The 23,167-nt window shown below is 69.7% G+C and carries 8 protein-coding genes; 4 read left to right on the forward strand and 4 right to left on the reverse strand.

What is annotated here, in order from left to right; all coding sequences use genetic code 11:
* Positions 1–50: 50 nt before the first annotated feature.
* Positions 51–5,906, reverse strand: coding sequence for a LamG-like jellyroll fold domain-containing protein (locus Adu01nite_RS39120; protein WP_203734383.1), 5,856 nt, complete (start codon positions 5,904–5,906; stop codon positions 51–53).
* A gap of 313 nt (positions 5,907–6,219) precedes the next feature.
* Here Adu01nite_RS39120 and Adu01nite_RS39125 point away from each other — a divergent pair, with 313 nt between their 5' ends.
* Both Adu01nite_RS39125 and Adu01nite_RS39130 read left to right on the forward strand, forming a co-directional pair.
* Positions 6,220–12,564, forward strand: a complete 6,345-nt coding sequence (locus Adu01nite_RS39125) for an RHS repeat domain-containing protein (protein WP_203734384.1) — start codon at positions 6,220–6,222, stop codon at positions 12,562–12,564.
* A gap of 7 nt (positions 12,565–12,571) precedes the next feature.
* Positions 12,572–12,946, forward strand: coding sequence for a hypothetical protein (locus tag Adu01nite_RS39130; protein ID WP_203734385.1), 375 nt, complete (start codon positions 12,572–12,574; stop codon positions 12,944–12,946).
* Positions 12,947–12,962: 16 nt separating this feature from the next.
* Here Adu01nite_RS39130 and Adu01nite_RS39135 read toward each other — a convergent pair whose 3' ends face one another.
* Positions 12,963–14,189, reverse strand: coding sequence for an MFS transporter (locus Adu01nite_RS39135; protein ID WP_203734386.1), 1,227 nt, complete (start codon positions 14,187–14,189; stop codon positions 12,963–12,965).
* 247 nt (positions 14,190–14,436) lie between these two features.
* On the opposite strand from Adu01nite_RS39135, the gene Adu01nite_RS39140 reads away from it, so the two are divergent.
* On the forward strand, positions 14,437–19,857 hold the full coding sequence (locus tag Adu01nite_RS39140) for a diguanylate cyclase (RefSeq protein WP_203734387.1): 5,421 nt from the start codon (positions 14,437–14,439) through the stop codon (positions 19,855–19,857).
* A 7-nt stretch (positions 19,858–19,864) separates the two neighbouring features.
* Here Adu01nite_RS39140 and Adu01nite_RS39145 read toward each other — a convergent pair whose 3' ends face one another.
* A complete protein-coding gene (locus Adu01nite_RS39145) occupies positions 19,865–20,506 on the reverse strand; it encodes a response regulator transcription factor (RefSeq protein ID WP_203734388.1) in 642 nt (213 codons plus the stop codon).
* Entirely contained in the window at positions 20,497–22,248 is a 1,752-nt protein-coding gene (locus Adu01nite_RS39150) for a sensor histidine kinase (RefSeq protein ID WP_203734389.1), read from the reverse strand. Before Adu01nite_RS39150 ends, Adu01nite_RS39145 begins: the two co-directional genes overlap by 10 nt.
* Before the next feature lie 287 nt (positions 22,249–22,535).
* On the opposite strand from Adu01nite_RS39150, the gene Adu01nite_RS39155 reads away from it, so the two are divergent.
* A complete protein-coding gene (locus Adu01nite_RS39155) occupies positions 22,536–23,150 on the forward strand; it encodes a TMEM175 family protein (RefSeq protein ID WP_203734390.1) in 615 nt (204 codons plus the stop codon).
* The last annotated feature ends 17 nt before the right edge of the window (positions 23,151–23,167 follow it).

Here is a 23,167-nt window from a genome sequence, read left to right on the forward strand (position 1 = left end):
ATCCTGCTATGCAATTCGTTGCATAGCAAGGCTCGCTCTGTAAGCGGCTTTTATGCCGAGCCGGCCGAGGCCAGGTTCTGGATTGCGGTGGGGGAGAGGGCGCCCTGGTAGGCGCGGACCTCGTCGATGTCGCCTGGCCAGTTGTCGGTCGGGTGGTCGTCGTAGCGGGAGCGGCCGGCCACAAATGGGCCGGTGGCGTGGTAGACGCCGTTCGGGGCTGTTCCGGTGCCGGCCTCGGTGCCGTTCACGTAGAGCTTCACGGTGTGGTCGCGGGCGTTGTAGACGCCGGCCAGGTGGGTCCAGGTGTTCAAGGTGACCGCGGAGGCCGGGGACGCTGCCTGGCCGCCCGTCGGCAGTGGTACGTCGGCCTGGTTGGTGCTGAACGACCAGCAGGCGCAGTTCATGCCGTAGAAGAGGCCGAACGCGGCGCTGTGTATGCCCTCCTGGCTGACCGCGCTGTAGTTCCAGGCGTTGTTGGTCAGCTTCACCCACGCTGCCACCGTGAAGGACTGGTCGGTGCGCAGGACCGGGCCGGCCGTGGTTACCGCGCCGCCGCTGCCGTCGATGTGCACCGCCCAATCCGTGTGGCCGGCGCTTGTCCAGCTGGCACCGCTGTTGAGGGCGCCGTGGTGGTCGTAGGTGCTGACGTCGGTGGCCTTGGTGCCGGTTGCGTCGTCGAAGTTCCACTTCACCAGCGGGGTGGCGCCGCCCACCGTGGTGGCCTCCACCTCGGTCAGTGCGTGGTCCCAGACCCGCACGTCGGCGATGTCGCCGGCGAACCAGTCGCTGCCCCGGCCGATCCAGGTGGCACCCGCCGCGTCGTTGAACGGGGTCACCGTGTCGTCGATGCCGTCGGGGTTGCCGTCCACGTACAGGCGGAGCAGTTGCGACGCGGTGTCGTAGGTGGCCGTCAGGTGGGTCCAGACGCCGATCTGCGGGCGGTCGCCCTCGTCGGAATACGCCGCCGCCCACTCGGGTGTGCCGGTGGGGGCGGCGGGCATCTTCGCCACCCAGAGGTTCGACGCCGCGTCGTAGCCGAGGGTCAGGGAGCCGAAGCCGGTGGTGGAGGTGCGGCTCAGGATGGTTCGGTCCGTCGACGTGTCGGACAGTCGCACCCACGCCGCGAAGGTGAAGCTGCGCGCCGTGTTCTGGGCCAGCGCCGCCTCGGCGTAGCTGGTGCTGCCGTCGAAGTGGCCGGACTTGGTGTCGCCGAAGTGGCCGGGGCCGTCGGTGACGTTGTGCAGGGTGGCGGGGTGCAGGGTCTGGTCGACGCCGGTACCGGCACCGTCGTCAGCGCCGGAGCCGTTGAGCTTCCACTGGGCGATCGGGTCGCCCTTGATGTTGTTCGGGTTGCTGTCGTCGCCGGGGTAGCCGTCGGTGACCAGTGCCTGGTTCAGGTACTGCTGGGCCAGGTCCTGGTAGTAGGCGGCGTTGGGCTTGCCGCCGGTCAGGTCCTCGGCCTTGACCGTCTCGGCGGTGGCGTCGCCGCCGGTGGCGACGGCCGCGGCGAAGTCGATGGCGTCGTCGGCGCTGCCCAGCAGCGGGTAGTTCGCGTCGTTGATGGCCGCGTTGAGTTGCTTGCGGGCCGCCTCCTGGGCGGCGGTGTGCGCGCCGGCGAACGGCGGCACGGTGGCCACGTACACCTTGATCCGGCGGGCCGGGCCGGGCAGGTTGACCGCGTCGTTCATCGCGTCGTCGGGGCTGTAGGCGTGCAGCTGGCCGGCGAGTGCGATCAACCTGTCCCGGGTGGCCGAGGCGCACGCGTCGGCGGTGCCGGTGCAGGCGAGCAGGTCGTTGGTGCCGGCCGAGATCAGCGCTACCCGCACGCCGGTCCGGGCCAGCACGTCGCGGTCGACCGGGCCGGTGGTGGTCGGCACCTGGGCCGTGCTGCTGCCCTGGCTCAGGATGCCGGCCGGAACGAGGAAGCCGGTCAGCTGGCTTCCGGCGTACGCCGTGGTCAGGTTGTCGCCGAGGCTGCCGGTTCCGGAGTCGACGGTGTGGTCGCCGTAGAGCACCACCGACCCGGCCGGTGCCGCGGCGGGGGTGCTGACGTCGACGCCGGCCACGAACGGGATGCCGATCGTGGTGGCGGTGAAGCCGGTGCCGGCCTGCGCGGTCGTGTGGTCGGCGCCGTCGGCGGCGCTGACGTAAACCGGCGTGCGGGCGTCCCGGTGCCCGGCCAGCGCCGCGGCCGTGCCGTGCACCTGAACGCTCACCAGGGCGGTGACCTGCTGCGGTGCGTCCAGGGTGACCGGGTCGCTGACCGCGTCGGCGCCGGCCGGGAGGGTTACCGCGGCGCTGCCGCCGAACGTCAGCCGGATCGGTGCCTCGACCGCGTCGGCTCCGCCGCCGCCGGGGTCGGCGATGGCGATCGAGGCGGCGTCGAAGGTCACCGGAGCGGTGCCCAGGCTGTTGGCGAGGTGTACGCGGACCTTGCCGCCCGCCTCGTTGCCGATGCTGAGCTGCACCGGCACCCGGATCGTCTGGCCGTTGAGGGTGGCGTTGACATTCGCGGTCGTCTTGATCGCACCGGTGTCCTGGGCGGTCGACCAGCTGCCGGTCCAGCGGGTGGCGCCGGTGGCCGAGAGCGGGCGGATACCGAGGCCGAGCAGGTGCATGGCCGGCACCCCGTCGATGACCCCGTTGGAGACCGTGGGCACGCTGATGGCCGCGACCGTCGCGCCGGGGCAGTTCAGCGGCACGCTGATCGCGAAGAGGCTGGCGGTGTTGTCCGCGTTCTGCATGACGGTGCGGTGGTTGCGGAACGGCATGGTCAGGATCGTGGTGCCGGCCGTTCCCTTCGCCCAGTCGGTGACCGAGCCGATCGTGTAGTCCTCGGTCGGGCCGGTCCGGCAGGTGCCCGCCGCGTACGTGATCCGGCCGGTCGCCCCGGCCACCGCGCCCATCGTCGCGAAGCCCGCGAAGACCACCGCGTTGCCCTTGTTCACCGCGGTCGCCGGCACCGTGACCAGCTGGCCGGAGGCCAGCATGTTGTCGGCCTGGCCGTTGCCGTAGGCGTCCGGCAGCTTGATCGCCGCACCGTCGACGGTGACCGTCCGGCCGGGCGTCCAGCCGGCCGCCCGCAGGGTCGCCGAGTCCAGGCTCCAGCCGGAACCGTCCGCGTCGGCGGTGGTGAGGGTGCCCGCGGTGAAGGTGCTGATCCCGGTGTTGTTGAGGCAGCCGGCGGTGTCGTCGATCGCGCAGCCGAGGGTCGGCGCGAGCCGGATCACGTCGATGCCGGCCTGGTAGCCGGTCGACGACGAGTGCTTACCGACCAGGGTGAGGGTGAGCGAGTGCACGCCCTTGGCCAGGTTGCGGGGGAGCGTGCCGTTCATGACCAGGCCGACGTCGACATAGCGGGTGGCGGTCGGATTGCTCCAGGCCTCGAAGCCCGGCAGCAGGGTGGTGGCCCCGGCCGTGCCGGCGTCCAGGACCACCGAGTAGTTGCCGTAGTCGGCACCGGTGGTCAGGTTGGCGCCGATCTGCCAGAAGCCGGACCGCGGGAGGTTGAAGTAGAAGGTTGCTGCGTCCCCTTGGGCGACCTTGGTGGTCGTCCGGTTGGACAGCATCGCCTGGTAGCCGTTGGCGAAGAAGTACCCGGCTTGGCTGGGCTGGGCGATCAGCGAGCCGGTGGTGCTGGTGGTGGTCGCGGGCGGTACGACGGTGGTGGTGCCGTCGGTGTTGGTGGCGGTCCACCCACTGATCAGGTCGTTGCCGTACGCGTAGATCGGGTTGGTGGTGCCCGCGATGAACCTGTACGTCTGCTCGCCGGAGGTGGTGCCGGCGGTGTTGACCGTCTTGGCGAACAGGACATGTTTGTTCGAGCTGCGCGGGGCGAAGGCGACGGCGGTGCTGCCGTCGGTGACCACGGTGCCCGTACCGTTGCTGTTGTCAGCCTTGGCGTAGTAGACCGCGCCCGGCGTGATCACCGTGCCGGGAGTCCAGGCGATGCCCTTGTTCTGGGCGTAGTTGAAGTTGGCCAGGTCGCCGTCGAGCGAGAACAGGTAGCCGACGACGCCGTAGTTCTTGCCCTGGCGGTCGGGCAGGGTCAGCGTGAAGGTGCCCACGGTGTCGTAGGCGGCGCCGATGATCTCGCCCGGCGGGAACTGGGTCGAGGCGATCAGCGGCTGTGGTGGCGCGCTCGTGTTGACGATGAAGCCCTGGTTGGCCGTCCACAGTCCGTCGCCCGGTCCGGCCCAGAAGCCGGAGGCGTTCTGCGCGGTGGCCTTCCAGCCGTACTGGCCGTCCTCCAGGGTCGGCGTGGTCCAGTCGCCGCCGTACTGGCTGTAGCCGCTGAAGCCCTGGGTGAGCAGCGCCCACGTGGTCCCGGTCTTCTTGTAGAGCGAGTAGAGGATGCGGACGTTCTCCAGCGGTTTGCCGTTGGGGCCGAGCTCGGCGGCACGGGCGGACAGCGTCGGCGTCTTCGACGTGGTGTAGAACGTGCCCTGGTCGGCCACCGCGGGGGAGATCTTCGGCGTGCCGGTGCCGTTCAGCAGCTTGGGCCGGAAGTTGTAGGTGACCGACAGGGTGGCACCGCCACCGAAGCCGAGCTGCTTCCAGCTGAGTTTGTCGTTCTCGTTCTGGGCCTGGACCATCATGTTCGCGAGGTTCCACTTGCCGTTCGCGGCCCGCTGGATCCAGCTGGTGACGTCGAAGTTCAGCGAGGCCGGGCTGGTGCGCTCGGTCGACTTGCCGCAGTCGATGCGCCCGCCGTTGGCCGTGGACAGGGCGCTGACCGTCGGCTGCTTGCCCCAGTTGAGGCCGGCGTCGTTCCAGCCGGCGACCGGGCCGGCGCCATAGACGGCCGCCGTGGTGCTGGAGCAGGAGGCGGCCCAGCGCTCGACCACGTAGAGGCGGGCCGCGGTGACCACGGCGCCGTGCAGGCCGGACGTGTTCATCGAGTAGTAGGTGCGGGCCTTCTCGCCGGCGCCGCCCGGCCAGTCGTCGAGGCCGATCCGGGCGCTGTACGAGCCGCTGGTCGAGGTCGAGTTGTAGACGTTCCAGCCGTTGCTGGAGATCCGGGCCCAGTTCAGCTGGCTGGGGTTGCCGGACCAGACCGGGTCGACGAAGACCGGGTACTTGGTGGTCTTCGCGGTCAGCAGCGACCGGTCGAGGCTGAGGTGCTGCTTCCCCGCGCGTACCCCCACTTTGATCTTCGCGACGTGAGCACCCACCCGGTCCGCCGCCGGCTTCTCGAGGGGTGAAGAAGCCGAGGCTGCCGGGGTGCTGTCCCACATCAGCGACGTGTCGGTGCGGAACACGGTGCGGCCGGTCTTGACGTCGGTCGCCTCGGCGCCGCCGTTGGCCGTGTCGGCGATCCGCACCTGGGTGCCGGTGACGCCGAGGTCGAGCTCCTGCAGGGCTGGATTGGCCGCGGCCTGCGCGTTCTTGACGACCAGGATCGACGAGTAGCCGGTCGGGTTCGCGGTCACCTTCAGGTCGACGTCGGGCAGGACGCCCGGGTAGGTGGCGGTGCTGCCGCTGATGGTGGGCTTGGGCAGCTTGGTGGGCCAGGTGAAGGCGAGCGCGTTGGCGCCGTCGGTGAGCCGGACCAGGTCGGTGCCGCCGCGGCCGCCGAGGGTCAGCCTGGTGACCGTGGCCCGGGGTGCGAGGTCGCCGTTCGCCTTCTTCACCAGGGTGGTGTCGACCGGCACCCAGGAGTTGCCCTGCCGGACCCGCTGCGGGCTGGAACTGGCGGTGAGCGTGAACGTGCCGTCCGGGTTGGCCGTCACCGTGGATGACTCGGTCGTCTCCGACGCGATCGTCACCGGCGTGCGGGTGTCCGCGGCCTTCTCGAGGTTGGTGGGTGGTGGTGCGGCCTGGGCCGCCGGTGCGGCGCCCAGAGCTGCGGTTACGGCCAGTGCGGTGGCAATGGCCAGATGACGGCGCGACGCGCGTGAAGACATGGTGATGGAGTCCTTCCCCGTGAAACACATAGGCCCCGCGGCCATTCTGCTGTTCCGGATCAGGCCTGGCCACCCCGTGATCAAGGGATCGACAAGCAGCAACAAATTTAGATACGTAACTGTGACCTAGATCTATGTCTAAATAGGACCGACTCTCGCGAACACGTGTCGTAGCCTCCTCGTCACCGGTCGGATGATCCGATCCGGTGTCAGCCACCACGGGGGAGGGCTGCGTTCCATGCTGTCGAAAAACGGTCTGATTACTGCGCTTTTGCTGCTGGTGGTGACACCGGCGCTGACGAATGTGGCGGTCGTGACGGGCGCCTCGGCGGCCGATCCGGCCGCGCCGCCGCCGACCAAGCGGGTCGAGCTGACCAAGCCGAAGCGCTCGGCTCCGGCTGTCGAACGCAAGGCCTACCCGAAGTTCAATCCCGCCGGTCACGCCGACTTCCCGGCGGCCGGCACCGCGACGGTGGCGGCCGGCAACAAGAGCCGCGGCGGGCTGCCGGTGCTGGTCTCCGGCAACCGGGCACCGGTCACGATCACGACGCCGGGCCGGGCGGCCGCGGCTGCGGCCGGCGTGCGCGGCCTGCTGTTCTCGCTGCGCGGGTCCGGCTCGGTCGAGGTGGACGTGGACGCGGCCACCTTCCGGAACGCGTACGGCGGTGACTTCGCCGACCGGCTGCGGCTCGTGCGTCTGCCGGCCTGTGCGCTGACCACTCCGACCGTGCCCGCCTGCCAGACACAGACCCCGATCTCGGCCACGCTGTCCGGGCCGGTCTCGCTCGCCGCCACCGGGGCGACCGTGCTCGCCGCCGACGCCACGGTCAGCGGCCCGGCCGGTGACTACTCCGCGACCACGCTGTCGCCGGGTGGCACCTGGTCGACCGGCGGCAACACCGGTGCCTTCACCTACGCGTACCCGATCACCGTGCCCGCCGCGGTCGGTGGGGCCGCACCGCAGATCAGCGTCGACTACAACTCGGCGTCGCAGGACGCCCGCACCGAGTCGACCAACAATCAGTCGTCCTGGCTGGGCGACGGCTGGTCGTCGACGGAGAACTACATCGAGCGCACCTACAAGGCATGCGAGGACGTCGCCGGCTCCGGGGCGCCCGCCCACGACGGCGACCAGTGCTGGGCCGGGCAGATCCTGACCCTGTCGCTGAACGGCTCGTCCACGCCGATCGTCTACGACGACGCGACCCACACGTTCCGCCCGGCCACGGACAGCGCCACCACGAAGATCGAGAATCTGACCGGGGCCACCAACGGCACGGCGAACGGCGAGTACTTCCGGGTCACCGAAGGCGGGATCCAGTACTACTTCGGTCTCAACCGGCTGCCCACCTGGGCGGCCGGCAACGAGGAGACCAAGTCGGCCTGGACCATGCCGGTCTACCAGGCGCACGACGGGGTGGCAGTCTGTTCCGACTCGTCGACGTTTGCCGACACCGCCTGCACGCTGGGCTACCGGTTCAATCTCGACTACGTCGTCGACACCAGCAGCAACGCGGTCGCGTACTACTACGACACCGAGACCGGCTACTACGGCCCGAACCTGAAGAACACCCCGGTTTCGTACGTCCGCGGCGGCTCGCTCAAGCGCATCGACTACGGCATGACCGCGTCGACCATCTTCGCGGCCACCGCGCCCGAGCAGGTCGTCTTCACCACCGCCGAGCGCTGCACCCTGGACTGCTCGTTCGGCACCGCGCATCCCGAGTACTACCCGGATGTGCCGGTCGACCTGAACTGCGATGCCACCGGCGACTGCACCCACCACTCGCCGTCGTTCTGGACCCGCAAGCGGCTCGCCTCGATCACCACCCAGATCCAGGTCGGCGGGGTCACCAAGCCGGTCGACCGGTGGGACTTCACGCACTCGTTCCCGGACGGCGGCGACCACGCGCCGTCATTGTGGCTCGACTCCATCCAGCACACCGGCCTCGACCGGATCGGCGGCGCCGACGCGGACGCCTCGACACCGGCGATCACGTTCAACCCGATCCAGATCGCCAACCGGGTCGGCACCCTGCCCGGCCTGCCGCGGATGTACCACGACCGGATCAGCAACATTGTCACCGAGACCGGCGCGGAGACCGATGTCGTCTACCGCACGCCGGACTGTTCGAGCGTCCCGGCCAGCGACCCTGCCGACCCGGACGACGTCGCCGCGCAGGCGTTCGCGTCGACAAACACCACCGGTTGCTTCCCGGTCTACTGGACGCCGGAGGGCCAGCCACGCCCGCTGATGGACTGGTTCTACACGCACCCGGTCACCAAGGTGACCACGATCGACAACAACAACAAATACCAGGACGGCACCCAGCCGAAGCTGGTCACCGAATACAGCTACCAGGGGAACCCGGGCTGGCACTTCGACGACAACGAGGTGGTCAAGGCCAAGAACCGCACGTGGGGCCAGTTCCGCGGCTATCCCGAGGTCGACGTCACCACCGGTGACACGTCGGTCTTCCACTACACCGACAAGACCCAGGTCTTCGACCGCAAGACGCTGTCCAAGAGCTACTACTTCCTCGGCATGAACGGCGACCGGCTGCCCGGCGGCGACACCCGCAGCGTCGCTCCGCTGAACAGCACCGACGGCGCGGTCACGGTCGCCGACAACGACGCCTACGCCGGGCGGGTCTTCGAATCCGTCACCTACACCGGTGCCGGCGGCACGATCGACAGCGCGACGGTCACCGTGCCGACTCTGATCGGGCCGACCGCGTCCCGGGCCCGCACCGGCCTGCCGACGCTGAAGGCCCAGATGGTGCGGGACGCCAAGAGCCTCACCCGGCAGGCGGTCTCCTACGGCTGGCGCAAGACCGAGACCGACACCTTCTACAACACCACGCTCGGCCAGAGCACCACCGGCATGGCGGTGCAGACCGACGACCGCGGTGAGATCGGCGCGGCCGGCAACGTCGCGCATTGCACGTTCACCCGCTACCTCGACGGCAGCGTCGCGACCCTGGTGGTGCCGGCCGAGATCACCGTGACCGACCAGGACTGCTCATCGGCCGGGGCGACGGCGACCGGCACCCTGCTGTCCGACAGCCGCACCTCGTACGACGGCAACGCGTTCGCCTACAACGGCGACGGGCAGAGCAACCCGGCGCGGCCGGCGCGTGGCCTGGTCACCCTGGTGCAGCAGTCGTCGGCGGCGACCGGTGCCACCGCCACCGCGTTCATCGACATCGCCCGGACCACCTACGACAGCTACGGCCGGGTCACCGCGACCACCCGGACCCCGAACTCGACGGCCGCCGACGGCACGACAAGCCTCGCCCAGGCCGTCTACACCCGGCGGTCGCCCGCCTCCGGTGCCCTGCCGGTGACCGTCACGACGGTCACCGCGGTCACCCCCGGCACGAACTGCGCCGTCGTCACCGTCTCCAGCAAGAACTGCTACCTCGATTCCGCCACCCTGGACCCGGCCCGGTTGCTGCCCACCGCCAAGACCGACATGGCCGGGAAGCTGACGTCGCTGACCTACGACGCGCTCGGCCGGCTCACCGCGGTCTGGCTGCCCAACAAGAGCAAGGCCGCTCAGGCGCAGGCGAACACCACCTTCAGCTACACGATGTCGCGGACCGCGCCGTCCGTCGTCGCCACCCGCAGCCTGCTCGACAGCGGCGAATACGCGGTCGACCAGACGCTGTACGACGCGCTCCTGCGTCCGCTCGAAACGCAGACGACCGGCGAGAACGACAGCGTCACCGTCTCCGACACCCAGTACGACTCGCACGGCTGGAGCGTGCTCACCAACAACGCGTACTCGACGGCCGGGCCGCCGACCGCCACGCTGATCTCGGATCGCATCTCGCAGGTGTCGATCCCGCAGACCACGGTCACCGACCACGACGCCATGGGCCGGGTCACCCAGAGCACCGAGGAGCACAACGGGTCACTCACCCGGCGCACGCGGACGGCGTACACCGGAGACACCCTGACCGTGCTGCCGCCGGAAGGCGCCGTCGCCGCCCGGACCACGACGAATGCCCGCGGTCAGACCACCACACTCGACCACTTCACCGCGGCGCCCACGCTGAGCGGTTCGGTCACGCAGGGTTTCAGCGCCTCCGGCGGGACGAGCCAGAGCATTGCGTACGAGTACACCGCGGCCGGTGAGCGGGCGAAGCTGACCGGGCCGGACGGTTCCGTCTGGACCTATCAGTACGACCTGCTCCGGCGGCCGATCGCGCAGACCGACCCGGATACCGGCTACAGCTCGACCAGGCACGACGATGCCGGCAACGTCGTCGCCGCCACCGATGCCCGCAACATCGAGCTCGACTACACCTACGACCTGCTCGGCCGGAAGCTGACCGCGACGAGCAAGACCACCGGCTTCCAGTACGCGCAGTGGACCTACGACACGCTGCGGATCGGCAAACCGACGTCGTCCTCGCGATTCGTCCCCGGCATCAACGGCGCCTACACGGTCGGGGTCACCGGCTACACCGCCCTGGGCAACCCCGCCGGGCAGAAGATCACGCTGCCGGCGGTCGAAGCGCCGTTGCCGACCACCTACTCGACGACGTTCGCGTTCAGCCCGAACACCGAACAGGTCACCACGCAGACCGACCCGGCCGTCACCGGCATGTCCGGCGAGGTCATTACCTACGGGTACGACGGGCTCGGGGCGCCGGTCAGCACCGCCGGCACCAACCTCTACGTCTCCGGTACGACCTACAGCGACTTCGCCAAGCCGACCCGGGTGGCGATGGGCCCGTCGACCAACCTCGCGGTGGCGTACTACTCGTACGACGAGGAGACGCTGCGCCTGTCCGGCCGCACGGTCGACCGTACTCAGGGCATCGGTCCACGGGTCGACGACACCTCGTGGACGTACGACCAGGCCGGCAACCCGCTGTCGGTGGTCGACAAGCAGTCCGAGACCGGCAACGTCGTCACCGACACCCAGTGCTTCGCCTACAACGCGCTGGCCCGGCTCGTCGAGGCGAAGACGGTCGACGGGAACTGCGCCACCGGGACGCTGTCGAGCGGGGCGGGCTCCTACTGGCAGACGTACGCCTACAACCCGGTGGGCGACCGCACCTCGCTGATCGACCACGCCACCGGCGGCGGTACCGACGCCATCACCGGTTACACGAACGGCTGCAGCAGCGGGTGCGGCAAGAGCGGTCCGCAGCCGCACACCCTGACCGCGACGACCGGCGGAACCAACCCCACCGCCTTCACCTACGACTCCATCGGCAACCTCGTCACCCGAACCCCGGCCACCGGCAACGCCCAGACGCTGAGCTGGGACGACGAGGGCAACCTGGCGTCGGTCGCGTCGGCCGCCGGCACCACGAAGTACGTGTACGACGCCGACGGCAACCAGCTGATCCGCCGCGACCCGGGCCGCACGACCCTGTTCGCCGGCGACACCGAGGTGGTCGCCGACACGTCGGTCACGCCGGCGGTCGTGCTGGGCGGGGTCCGTAGCTACACCCACGGCGGCGGCGTGGTGGCGGTGCGCTCGACCCTGCCGGGCAGTGCCGGCACCGATTACCTGTTCACCGATCCGCACGGCACGTCCGCCCTGGCCATGGACGTGGCCACCCAGGTGGTGTCCCGCAAGCAGTACAAGCCGTACGGCGAGGTGCGCGGCAGCCCGAACACCACGGCCTGGCCGGACATGACCCACGGCTACCTGGGCAAGTCGACGGACGCGGTCACCGGCTACACGGACCTCGGGGCGCGCAAGTACGACCCGGCGCTGGGCCGCTTCATCAGCGCCGACCCCCTCCTCGACGGGGCCGACGTCAACCAGCTCGGCGGCTACACCTACGCCGGCGACAACCCGATCACCAGCGCCGACCCGGACGGCCTGAAGGCCATCGACTACGAGTTGGACGACGGCTTCGGCCGGCCCCTCGACCGGTCGATGAGCGACGTCGCGGTCAGCGAAGGCGGTCGCAAGAAAGGCCAGCAGAACCGGCAGGCCATCAAGAAGTTCGCCACCACCGTCCTCAGCGACGCCGGCGGTCTGGTCAACTCGCTGAATCCGTTCAGCTGCCTGTCCGGTGGCATCGACGGCTGCATCGAGGAGGCCAAGCGGCCGTACCGGACGGCGATGACCGTCGTGCACCTCTTCCAATGCGTGGCCCAGAAAGGCTGCGGCGCGCTCGAGGAGGACATCGGCTGCGCGAACAGCTTCGCCGAGTGCGCCGGGCACTTCACCTTCTTCGTCATCTCGGCCGCGGCCACCGGCGGGCTCGGCGCCGAGAGCGCAGCGGCCCGGGTCGAGGCCGGCGTGGCCAAGGCCGACGCCGCGGCGAGCGCGCCGAAGCCGCACGCCCCGAAAACGCCCAAGGTCGTCCCCGGGAAACCCCGGGTAACCTTGCTCGGAAAACTGGACGGCCTTACCCCGGACGATCCGAACGCGTTGTGGAGGTACCGGGGCAACCCCGACTACAACGTCCTCGACCTGCCGAACAAAGGACCGAACCGCTACACCTGGAATCGGAACATGCAGTTCATCGACGAGGCACTGGGGCGGGGCGATGAGATCCGTCTCATGCACAATCCCGCCGCCTTTAAAAAAGGTGGCGGGATTTATTCCAAAGAATTGGAATATCTCGATGAGCATTACAAGTGGGAAAAGAAGGATACGTATTGGATCGTGCAGAAGAAGTGAGCGAGTAATGGGTGACTTCTCCGAATGTGTCGTCGCGCGCTTCCAGTTCCTGGTCGATGACCTCGGCTTCACCGGGGCCGACACCAGCCACGACGGGTTCGTCGGTTACTCCGACGGCCCGTGGGCGGTCTGGGTCGTGCACGAGAGACGTGGCGACGCGGTCGAGACGAACCTTCGCTACGACGACGTCGTGCAGGTCTACCGGGCGCCGATGCGGGCCGTCCTGGACCTGGCGCGGGTCGGTGACCCGGACCGGATCCGGATCGCCGCCCGGACACCGTCCGAAATGCAGGCGTCGGTGGAGTCCCAGGCGGCGGCGCTCCGTCTCCTGGTTCCCGTTCTCCGCGCCGGCGGAAAGGGGCTGATCGAGCCGGTGGCCTGAAACAGGCCCCGCTCGGTCAGCCCGAGTGGGCGATGCGGGTGAGCTGCGGCCACAGCATGACCAGGAAGATGGCTGAGCCGATGCCGGCGAACCAGAACGGGGCGGCCACTCCCCAGTGCGTCGCGAGGAGACCGCCGAACGCTGAGCCGATGACCAGGCCGCCGAAGACGCCGATCGTGTTGACGCTGCTCACCCGGCCCTGCAGCTCGGCCGGGACGGCCCGCTGGCGCACGGTGACCGACGTCGTGCCCCAGACGAAGGCGTGTGCGCCGAAGACGAAGAACACCGGCATCGCCACCCACGGTGACGTCGTCGCGGCCAGGATCAGGTGGGTCAGGGTCTCGATGATCAGGCCGATCCGCATCACGTTGCCCAGGCTCACCCGGGCGGTGATCCAGCCGTACAGGCCCGTCCCCAGCAGGCCGCCGACCGCCGACACGGTGGTGAGCAGGCCGAACCCGGTCGGTCCCAGCCCCAGCCGGTCGGCGGCGTAGAGCACCAGCACCGACCAGGCGGCCCCGAAGGTCACATTGAAGATCAAGATCGTCAGGACCAGGGTGCGTACGGCGGGATGGCGCACCGTCCACGCGAGGCCCTCGCGGATGTCCCGCAGGGCGCTGCCCGCCGAGCCGGAACGCGCGACGCCCGCGGGCAGCCGGACCCGCGCCACCAGCAGCACGCCGGCCAGCACCAGGACGGCCTGGCCGGCGAACGGCCACACGTAGCCGATCGCGAACAGGGCCGCCCCGATCGGTGGGCCGGCCAGCTGGTTGAGGGTGAGGAAGCCGAACTGCATGCGGGCGTTGGCCAGGGCCAGGTCGTCGCGGTGCACGAGCATCGGGGTCAGCGTCGAACCGGTGTTGTCGGCGTAGACCTCGGCGGTGGCCAGCAGGCCGAGGGCGATCAGCGCGCCGGCCGCGGTGAGCCGATCGGTGGCCAGCAACGCGATCATCACGGCGAGCACGATCACCCGGCTGCCGTCGCCGATCAGCACGATCCGGCGGCGGTCGTGCCGGTCGGAGAGCACCCCGGCGTGCAGGCCGAACAGCAGCGGCGGCAGCCAGCGCAGCAGCGAGGCCATCGAGATCAGGAACGGGTCGTCGGTGAGCGCCGCCACCAGCAGCGGACCGGCCGCGACCGCGATGCCGTCGCCGAGATTGGTGACCCACGACGACGCGAGCAGCCACCGGAAGGGGCTGCCGAGGCGGGCGGGCAGCACGCGCTCCGCGACGGTGGTGGTCACCGCGAGACTGTATGTGCCGCAGTGACCACGATGCGACGCATTTTCCGCCGGCCGCCGATCGGCGCCGATGAATTTCCCGATATCTCACCCGTGGCTTCGAGCCTGCTGGGCCCGTGGACGTCTCGGCTGTTCGCCGATCTACGGGTCTGGTCCGGTGCAATCATGATGGAATGCGGTGTGCCGCCATCGGAGCGGGCCCGCAGTCTGGCCGTAGGTCTTGCCGAGGGATGAGCGTGTCCACGTTACGATGACGAGCTTCGACCATTCGGTTTCGGCTGACCGGGAATCGGTCGTGCATTCCGATCCTCCGGCTGGGCGGTTCCCTGGGCCGGCGACCACGCTCGGTGGGCTCGAAGTGGTCGATGAGCTCGGCAGGGGCGAGAACACCGTTGTCTACCGCGTGCGGCGGGAGGAAACGGAGTACGCGCTCAAGATTCGCACAGCGTCTGACCCCGACCTGGCGGGCACGCTACGGCTGTTTCGCCGCGAGGCTGCGATGCTGGCCGGCCTGAACCATCCGGGCGTTCCCCGAATCCACCAAGCCGGCGAGGATGCCGGTCGTCCGTACATCGTGATGGATCTTGTTGATGGCCGGCAGCTGGCCGAGCAGCTTTCCCGCGGCCCGTTGTCCGCTTCGCAGACCATCTCGATCGCGCTGGATGTCACCGAGGCGCTGAGGGCTGTCCACCGGGCCGGATTGGTCCATCGCGACATCAAGCCGGAGAACATCATGGTGCTCCGCACGGGCGCCGCGCGGCTGATCGATTTCGGATTCGCGACCCTGAACCGGGCACGGGAGCAGGACGGCCGGGCGGATCTCGACGAAAGCGTGGTGGGCACGCTGGCCTACGCCGCCCCGGAGCAGTCACGGATCCTGGCGCGTCCCGTTGACCAGAGGTCCGACCTCTATTCGCTGGGGGTGGTGCTGTTTCAATGCGTGACCGGCAGGCTGCCGTTCGTCTCGGATGTGCTGGGTGAACTGCTGCGCATGCATCTGACGACCCCGGCGCCGAGAGCCGACGAGGTGGCCGTCGGCATCGGCTCCGGGATTGCTGCGGTGATCCAGGCCCTGCTCGCCAAAGACCCGGACGACCGATATCAGAGCTGCGACGACCTCCTCGCGGATATTCGCCTCCTGGCCGCTGACCCGGGTGCCGCCCTCGCGCCGACGCGGTCGGGAGCGCAGTCCGCCCGGACCCGCATGACCGGCCGCAATACCGAGCTCACCACTCTGGTCGACCGGTGGGCCCGGGCGGCACGGGGACATGGTGGCGTGTGCCTTGTCCGCGGGCCGAGCGGGATCGGCAAGAGCCGCCTCCTCCGTGAATTGACCGGGCTTGCCGGGGGCCAAGGTGCCCTGGTTCTTGCCGGCAAGTGCGCACCGGACGACGCCGTGCCGCTGGCGGCGGTACGCGCGGCGATCGACAACCATCTGCGCGCTGTGGCAACGCTGCCCGAGCAGGCAAGCACCGAGGCGTATCAACGATTGCGCCGCGCCGCCGGCGTCGCGGCACCTTTGCTGGGTGCGCTGTCGCCGTCGTTGCGGACCCTGCTCGCCGCTGGGGACCTGGCCGACGAGGACCGTTCGGGGCAGTTCGAAACGGCGGTGATCGACCTGCTGCGCGGTCTGGCGCGCCAGTACGCCGGACTCCTGCTGGTGGTCGACGACGTCCAATGGCTGGACACCGGAAGCATGCGCCTCCTCACGCAACTGGCTGAGGAAATGGCGGACATACCGCTGATGCTGGTGACGACGGTGCGGGACGACGACGCCAGCCGTGCGGCAGCTGAGCGTTTCACCGATGCGATCGGAAGCCATCTCGATCTTGACCTGGTGCTGATGCCGATGGCCGACGCGGCGATCGCCGCGCTGATCGCGGATCACCTACCGGGGATCGAAGACTCCCCGCTGGCCCGGCTGCTCACTACCCGGGGCCAGGGCAACCCGTTCGTGGTCATCGAGTATTTGCGGGCTGTGCTGGACGCCGGGATGGTCACCCCGTCCTGGGGCGGCTGGCGGGTCGACGAGGAGGGTCTGGCGGCCTTGGAGTTGCCGGGCGATGCCATCGGGCTGGTGCTGGCGCGGGTGGCGGACATGGGCTCCGACAACCGCCGTCTGCTGACCGTCGCAGCTGTGGCCGGCGGCCGGTTCCGGCTGGGGCTCGTCGCGGGGGTCAGCGGGTTCCGCCCTGCTCGGGCGGCCCAACTGATCCAGGAGGCGGAAGAACGTGGGCTGGTCGAAGGGCTGGGCGGGGGCCGGTATGCCTTCCTCCATGACCGGATCCGGGAGGCACTGCTCGCGGATCTCGACGAGGTCGCGGTAGCGCGGCTGAACCAGGACCTCGCCGAGGCCATGGACGAGGCCGAGCGCCGGGGAGAGCCGGACGACCCGAGCGCCGTCTACGGGATTGCCCGGCACTACATGCTGGGCGTGGGCGCACCGGCGACACGGATCGTCGAGGTGTGCTTTGCCGCGGCCCGGCTTGCGCTGGAGGAATACGCGCCGGCGCGTGCGGTCGGCTTCATGGCGCACGCCGAGTCCTTCGGGGAGTTCGACGACGCGGCACTTCACCGGCAGTACGGGATAGCGCTGGCTCGCGACGGTCAGCACACGGAAGCCAAGGCGTACTTCGCCAAGGCCCTCGACCTCGAGCGTGACCAGCTGCGCCGGGCCGAGCTGCGAGTTCATCTGGCCAATGTGTTCCGGGCCAACTGGGACACCACGGGAACGCTGCTATCGGTGCGCGACGGCCTGGCCGACGCCGACAGCTGGTGGCCGGGTAACCGGGTGCTGCTGGTGGCAAGCACTGCCTGGACGGCATTGGCCGGGCTCGCGGTGGCGACCACCAGGATCGGTGCCGGCTCCGCATCCGGACGCACTCAGGAGCGCTTCAGCCTCGTCTGCGACCTGCACGAGGTGGGCGTCTACGGCTGCCTTATCGGCTTGCAGCCGAAGGAGATGGTGTTGCATGGCTTGAGCGGGCTCTACGCGGCGGCCAGGTTGGGACCTTCTCCGCAGTACGTGCGGGTCGTCGGCAGCCTCGGGTTGATGCTCGGTGCCCTGGGACTTCGCCGGTCCGCCCGGAAGGCCTTCGTGATAGCTCTGGAGGTCGCGGAGCGCCTGGGCGATCCACGCCTGATCGCCGACGTGGCATCACAGCGCGGTGCTGCGGAGTTCCTCAACTCCAGCGACGATGGCGAGGCGTGGGAGGCGGTACTCAGCGAGCACGGCCGTTGGTTGGACGCGGGCCGATACAGCGATGGTGTAGCCGCGATCTGCTGGGAGTTGGCCAGCGCAGGCCGTACCGCCGAGAACCTGGCCTGGTATCAGCGCGGAAAGGCCAAGGTGCGGTACGAACGGGACACGACCGCACTGGTCACCGGCGCCGCGCTCGCCCGCGCCGTCCTCGGGGAGTTCGCCGAGGCGTCCACCGAGCTGCGTCGGGTGCATGCCCTCCTGACCGGTTACGGCGGCCGGGGCCTGCAGGCCAATGCCGTTCTGACCAATTTGTACGCACTCGCCGAACAGCGGGACTTCGGAGCCACCTTCGATGGGCTGGTGTCGCGCTTCCGGGAGTTCGTGGTGGCGCCCCGATTGATGATCCGCCCGCATCGCATGGCGCTCGCGATCGAAGCCATCGGACGGGTGGCCCAGTATCGGCAGATGACCGCGGGAACTGTCCCCGGTACCGGATTCTCCCGGCGATTCGTTCGGCGTCGCAGCGTCGAAGTGTCGCTCGCCCGTGCCCGTGCCTACGCGGCTGTGCGAAAACTGCGGCGACTCGCCAGCACACCGCTGCTCCGGGCGCGAGCCTCGATCGTCGCTGCCGACATGGCCTCGCTCGACGGGAATTCACGAGCCGGCTTGCGCATCCTGGCGAAGGCTGGTCCGGTTCGCCGGGACGCGCCGATCGTCGCGTTCGACGCGGCGGTGGTCCGGGCTCGTTGCCACCTCGCGCTCGGCGAGGTCGAGGAGTCTCGCCGGCAGGCGCGGTACGCCCAAGCGGTGGCGGTCGAGCAGCGATGGCCGCACCGGGAGCGCTGGATTTTCGAGGAGTTCGAGATCGGTGAGGATTCCGGGGGTGCACACGCACAGGTAGCGGCCTCCAGCGCACGGTCGGAGACGTTCCGTCAACGGCTGAGCGCGCTCGAGGAGATCAGCCGGGCGAGCGCGCGAGTGCTGGACCCGGACGCGCTTGCCCGGGTCGCCCTCGACAAGATCATTAGCATTCTCGGCGCCGACCGGGCGTTCCTGTTTCTCGCCGGCCAGGATCTTGCCACCGGCGACGATGCCGAAGCCGGCACCGCACCGGCCGGCCACGGCGGCGAGGGGTCCGGCAGGCTGTCGCCACACCTCGGCCGGAACGACTGCGGCGAGGATATCCGGACACTGACCGCCTACAGTTCGACGCTCGTCGAACGCGTTCGGTCCCGCCGGGAGCCGGCGATCCTGACCGGGACCGATCAAGGCGAGGCATCGGCGACCAGCAGCGTCGTCCTGCACGGGCTGCGCAGCATCGTGGCCGCCCCGATCCAGCTCGACGGGCGGTTGATGGGCGTCGTCTACCTCGACAGCAAGGTCGCCAAAGGCATCTTCACCAGCGACGACGTCGGGATCCTGATGACGATCGCGAACCACGTGGCCACTGCCTTCGCGACGGCGCGCGCCGCCCAGCTCGAATTGTCGGTGCAGGTCACTCGCCAGCAGCGAGACGTGGCGGAGTCACTGCGACGAGCGCTGAGCCAGATGTCAGCCGAGCATGATCCGGCCCGAGTGCTCACCGTCCTGCTGGCATCGGCGACCCAGCTGTTGCCGTGCTCCGACGCCTGGCTGGCAATCCAGCAGACCGATACGCCGACCGTGACGATCATCCACGCCGGCGAGGAGCAGCGACGGCGGACGGTACCCATCGACGCGGAGATGCTCAGCCTCTGCAACGCGTCCGCGCCGATCGTCGGTGACCTCGGCAAGCGGCTTCCCGCGGCGCTGCACACCGGGCCGGCCGAGTCTTGGCTGGCGATACCGATTCCCGGCCGGTCCGGCGGCCCGGCGATTCTGATACTCGCGTCGCAGCACATCGGCGCCTACCAGGACGCGCAAGTCGAACTCGGCTCCACACTGGCCACTCAAGGTGCCGCCGCGTACGACAATGCCGGCCTCTTCGCGCAGGTGCAGCGGTTGGCATCGGTCGACGACCTGACCGGTCTGGCCAATCGGCGAACCTTTTTCGAAAGGGCGACCGACGCGGTACGCAACGCTGGTGCGCAAGGCCACGTCATGTGCGCTGCGATGATCGACATCGACTACTTCAAGCGGGTCAATGACATCTACGGCCACCAGGCGGGCGACGGCGTGATCCAGGCCGTTGCCGGACGACTGGTCAACGCCGTCCGCGCCACGGATCTGATCGGCCGCTACGGAGGTGAGGAGTTCGCGATGATCATGCCGGACACGGACCTCGCATCCGCGGCTCCGATCAACGAGCGCCTCCGGATGGCAGTGGAGAGCGAGCCCATATTCACCCAAGCCGGGGAACTGGCGGTCACGGTCAGCGTCGGGATCGCCGAAATGCGGTCCGGTGATTCCGTCGTCACTCTGCTGGCCCGTGCGGACGAGGCCCTCTACCGCGCGAAGGCCGATGGGCGCAACCTGGTGCGGATCGGTTAGGACGCGGTCAGCCCTGCAACCAGTGCAGCACCGCGAGGACCCGGCGGTTGTCCTGGCCCTGCTGTTCCAGGCCGAGCTTCTTGAAGATGCTCAGGATGTGCTTCTCGACCGTCTTCTGGCTCAGGAACATCGCCTCGGCCACGCCGTTGTTGCTGCGGCCCTCGGCCATGTGCTGCAGCACGTTGCGCTCCTGGCCGGAGAGCAGGTCGAGCGGGCGCTGCCGGCTCGGGCGGTCCATCAGGCGCTGCACGATCTCCGGGTCGATCGCGGTCTGGCCGTCGGCGACCCGGCGCAGCGCATCCTCCAGCACCTCGACCCGGCCCACCCGGTCCTTGACCAGATAACCGACCCCGGCCGCGCCATTTTCGAGCAGACGCAGCGCGTACGCCGTCTCGGCGTACGCCGAAAGCAGCAGGACACCGACCCGCGGATGTCGCCGACGGATGCTCTCCGCCGCATGCAGGCCCTCGGCGCCGTGCGCCGAGAGGCGGATATCCATGATCACCACGTCGGGTGGATCGTCGGCGATGCCCTCCAGGAGCTCGCGTTCGTTGCCGGCCTGGTGGGTGACCTCGATGCCGAGCTCGCGCAGCAGCGCGGCCAGCCCTTCCCGGAACAGGACCGTGTCGTCGGTGAGCGCTACCCGCATGGGATCCGCACCGTGATCGTCGTGCCGTCCCCGCCGGTGGCGATGGCCAGGTCGCCGCGCAGCGTCTCCACCCGGTCGCGCAGGCCGGCCAGGCCGGACCCGCCCTCGAAGCCGGCCCCGCCGTGGCCGTCGTCGGTGACCAGGGCGACCACCGTGCCGTCACCCTGCGTCACCCGCACCTCGGCGCTGTCGGCGTCGGCGTGCCGGATGACGTTGGTGAGCGCCTCGCAGATGACGAAGTAGAGGGTCTCCTCGACGGCGTCCGGCAGCCGGCCGGCGGTGACGTCGACGGTGACCGGAATGGTCAGCCGGTCGGCGACCCCCTCCAGCGCCGGTTGCAGGCCCATCTCGCCGAGCACCGCCGGGTGGATGCCGCGGGCCAGTTTGCGCAGCTCGGCCAAGGCCTCGTCGAGGTCGTTGCCGGCCGTCTCGATGGCGTCGCTCGGGTCGCGGCCGCGCTGCGCCCGGTGCTTGGCCAGGCTCAGGCTGCTCATCACCCGCAGCAGCAGCTGCTGGGCGCCGTCGTGCAGGTTGCGTTCGATCCGGCGGCGCTCGGCCAGCCCGGCCTCGGCGATCCGCCGCCGGGACGCCTGCACCTGGGCCAGCTGGGCGGCGAGGTCGTCGCGGAGCAGCCCATTTTCCAGCACCAGGCCGGCCGCCACCGCGGCGCTGCGGACCAGGTCGGCGCGGCGGCGCAGGGCCGGATCGACGAGCAGCAGCGCCACCGTCCCGCCGTTGCCGGCCGGGACCGGCACCCGCCAGCGGGCCAACTCCTCGCCGGTCAGCGGGTAGCCCTCGCAGGTCACGTAGTGCGCGGGGCTGGCCGGGACGGCGAGCAGCATGGTCGGGTCGCCGAGCACCTCGCGCAGCGCCGACTGCACGTCCTTGAGCGAGGTGCAGTCGGCCAGCCGCACCACCAGGTCGGCGACGCTCGACCGGGCCAGGCGGCGCTGGGTCAGGCTGATCACGAACGCGATCGGGGCGATCAGGGCGGTCAGCGCGGTGATCGTCCGCAGCGCGTCGGTGACCGGCTTGGACAGGTGGAACAGCTGCGCGGCGATGTAGAAGCTGCCGAGGAAGCCGATCGCGATGCCGGCCGCCGACGCCGGCAGGCTGTCGGCCCGCTCCAGGCCCCGGCTCCGGCGGATCTTCAGCAGGAGCAACAGGATCAGCAGCAGGGCCAGGACGATGACGCCGATCTTGAAGACCGCCGCGGTGGCGTCGAACAGGGCGCGGTTCGGGGCGATCGTCAGCCACCAGGCGTGCTCGTTCCAGCCGGCCCACTCCGGCTTCGAGACGGCCGCGATGAACAGCTTCACCCCGACGATCCAGATCGCGAAATAGACGAAATAGGCGCGTTCGTAGCGGCGGCTGAGCACCGGCTCCGGGTAGCGCAGCAGCGCCAGGCCGCCGATCGCGAACCACCAGTAGCCGAACAGGAACGAGATCAGCGGGGCCGGGCCGATCTCCCACTCCGGCGGCCACGTCCACCACCAGGACGCCTCGTAGCAGAACGCGGCGACGATCATCGCCCAGCCGGTGCGGCCGGTGCTGCGGTCGGCCAGCAGGAACACGCCGCTGGCCGCGAACGACGTGACCACGAAGACGTAGATGGTGCCGAGTGCGAACTCGGCCTCCCAGGTGGGGATCCAGGAGAGTACGGCCGTGGTCGCGGCGATCAGGGACACGACCGTTACCGCGCGGACCGGCGCTTTCCCCTGCGCCGGAAGCGCGGAAGTCATGGGACTCATGGTGGCCCAGCGGGCATCGTGTGCCAAGGCGGCGACTGGGGGTTTTCCCTGCTACTGCGGAGCCCATGGCACTTCTATGGTGGACGGACACCTGGGGCGGGTCGTGTTGCCTTGGGCTACCCCCGTGGACCAAGGCGGTGGGCCCGCCGGGTGAGCGGAACGGACCGCGCCGGTGGCGGCCGGAGCGGTCTCGCGGCTGGTGCGGGAGCGGCAACTCGCGCCAGCCGCCCGCCCTTCCGGTGTTTTTGCTGATCATCGGGCTGCCGCATACTGGCGCGATGATCGAGAAGCGGGACAGCTCCGAGCGGCTGGTCATGTTCACCGACGCGGTCGCGGCGATCGCGATCACCCTGCTGATCCTGCCGCTGCTGGAGACGGTGGCCGAGGCGCCGTCGTTCGACGAGCTCGTGCACGAGCACCGCGCCCAGTTCGGTGCCCTGCTCCTGAGCTTCGCGGTGATCTTCCGCTTCTGGTGGGCGCATCACCGGCTCTTCCGGCACATCTCCCGGCTCAGCGGCTGGCTGGTGGTGTGGAGCGCGGTCTGGACCTTCGCCATCGTGCTGCTGCCGATCCCGACCGCGGTGATCTCGGCCTTCTCGTCGTCGGCGGGCACGGTCTTCTTCTACGGCGCCACCCTGGTGCTGGCCAGCGGGTCGCTCACCGCGCTCGCTCTGATTGCCTACCGCAATCCGGAGCTCAGCGAGGGGCGTACGCCGGTGCCGCGCGACGCGCTCCTCGGCAACGTGACGATCTTCGCGACGCAGGCGCTCGCCACCGCGGTCGGCTGCATCTTCGCCGACCGGGTCAACTACTGGGCGTTCTTCCTGATGTTCCTGACCGGGCCGATCGAGCGCGTGGTCCGGCGCCGGTGGCGGTCCGCTCCCGCCGCGTGATCGATCCCACCATTTAT

The organism is Paractinoplanes durhamensis (assembly GCF_016862175.1).
In the GTDB taxonomy this organism is placed as follows: domain Bacteria; phylum Actinomycetota; class Actinomycetes; order Mycobacteriales; family Micromonosporaceae; genus Actinoplanes; species Actinoplanes durhamensis.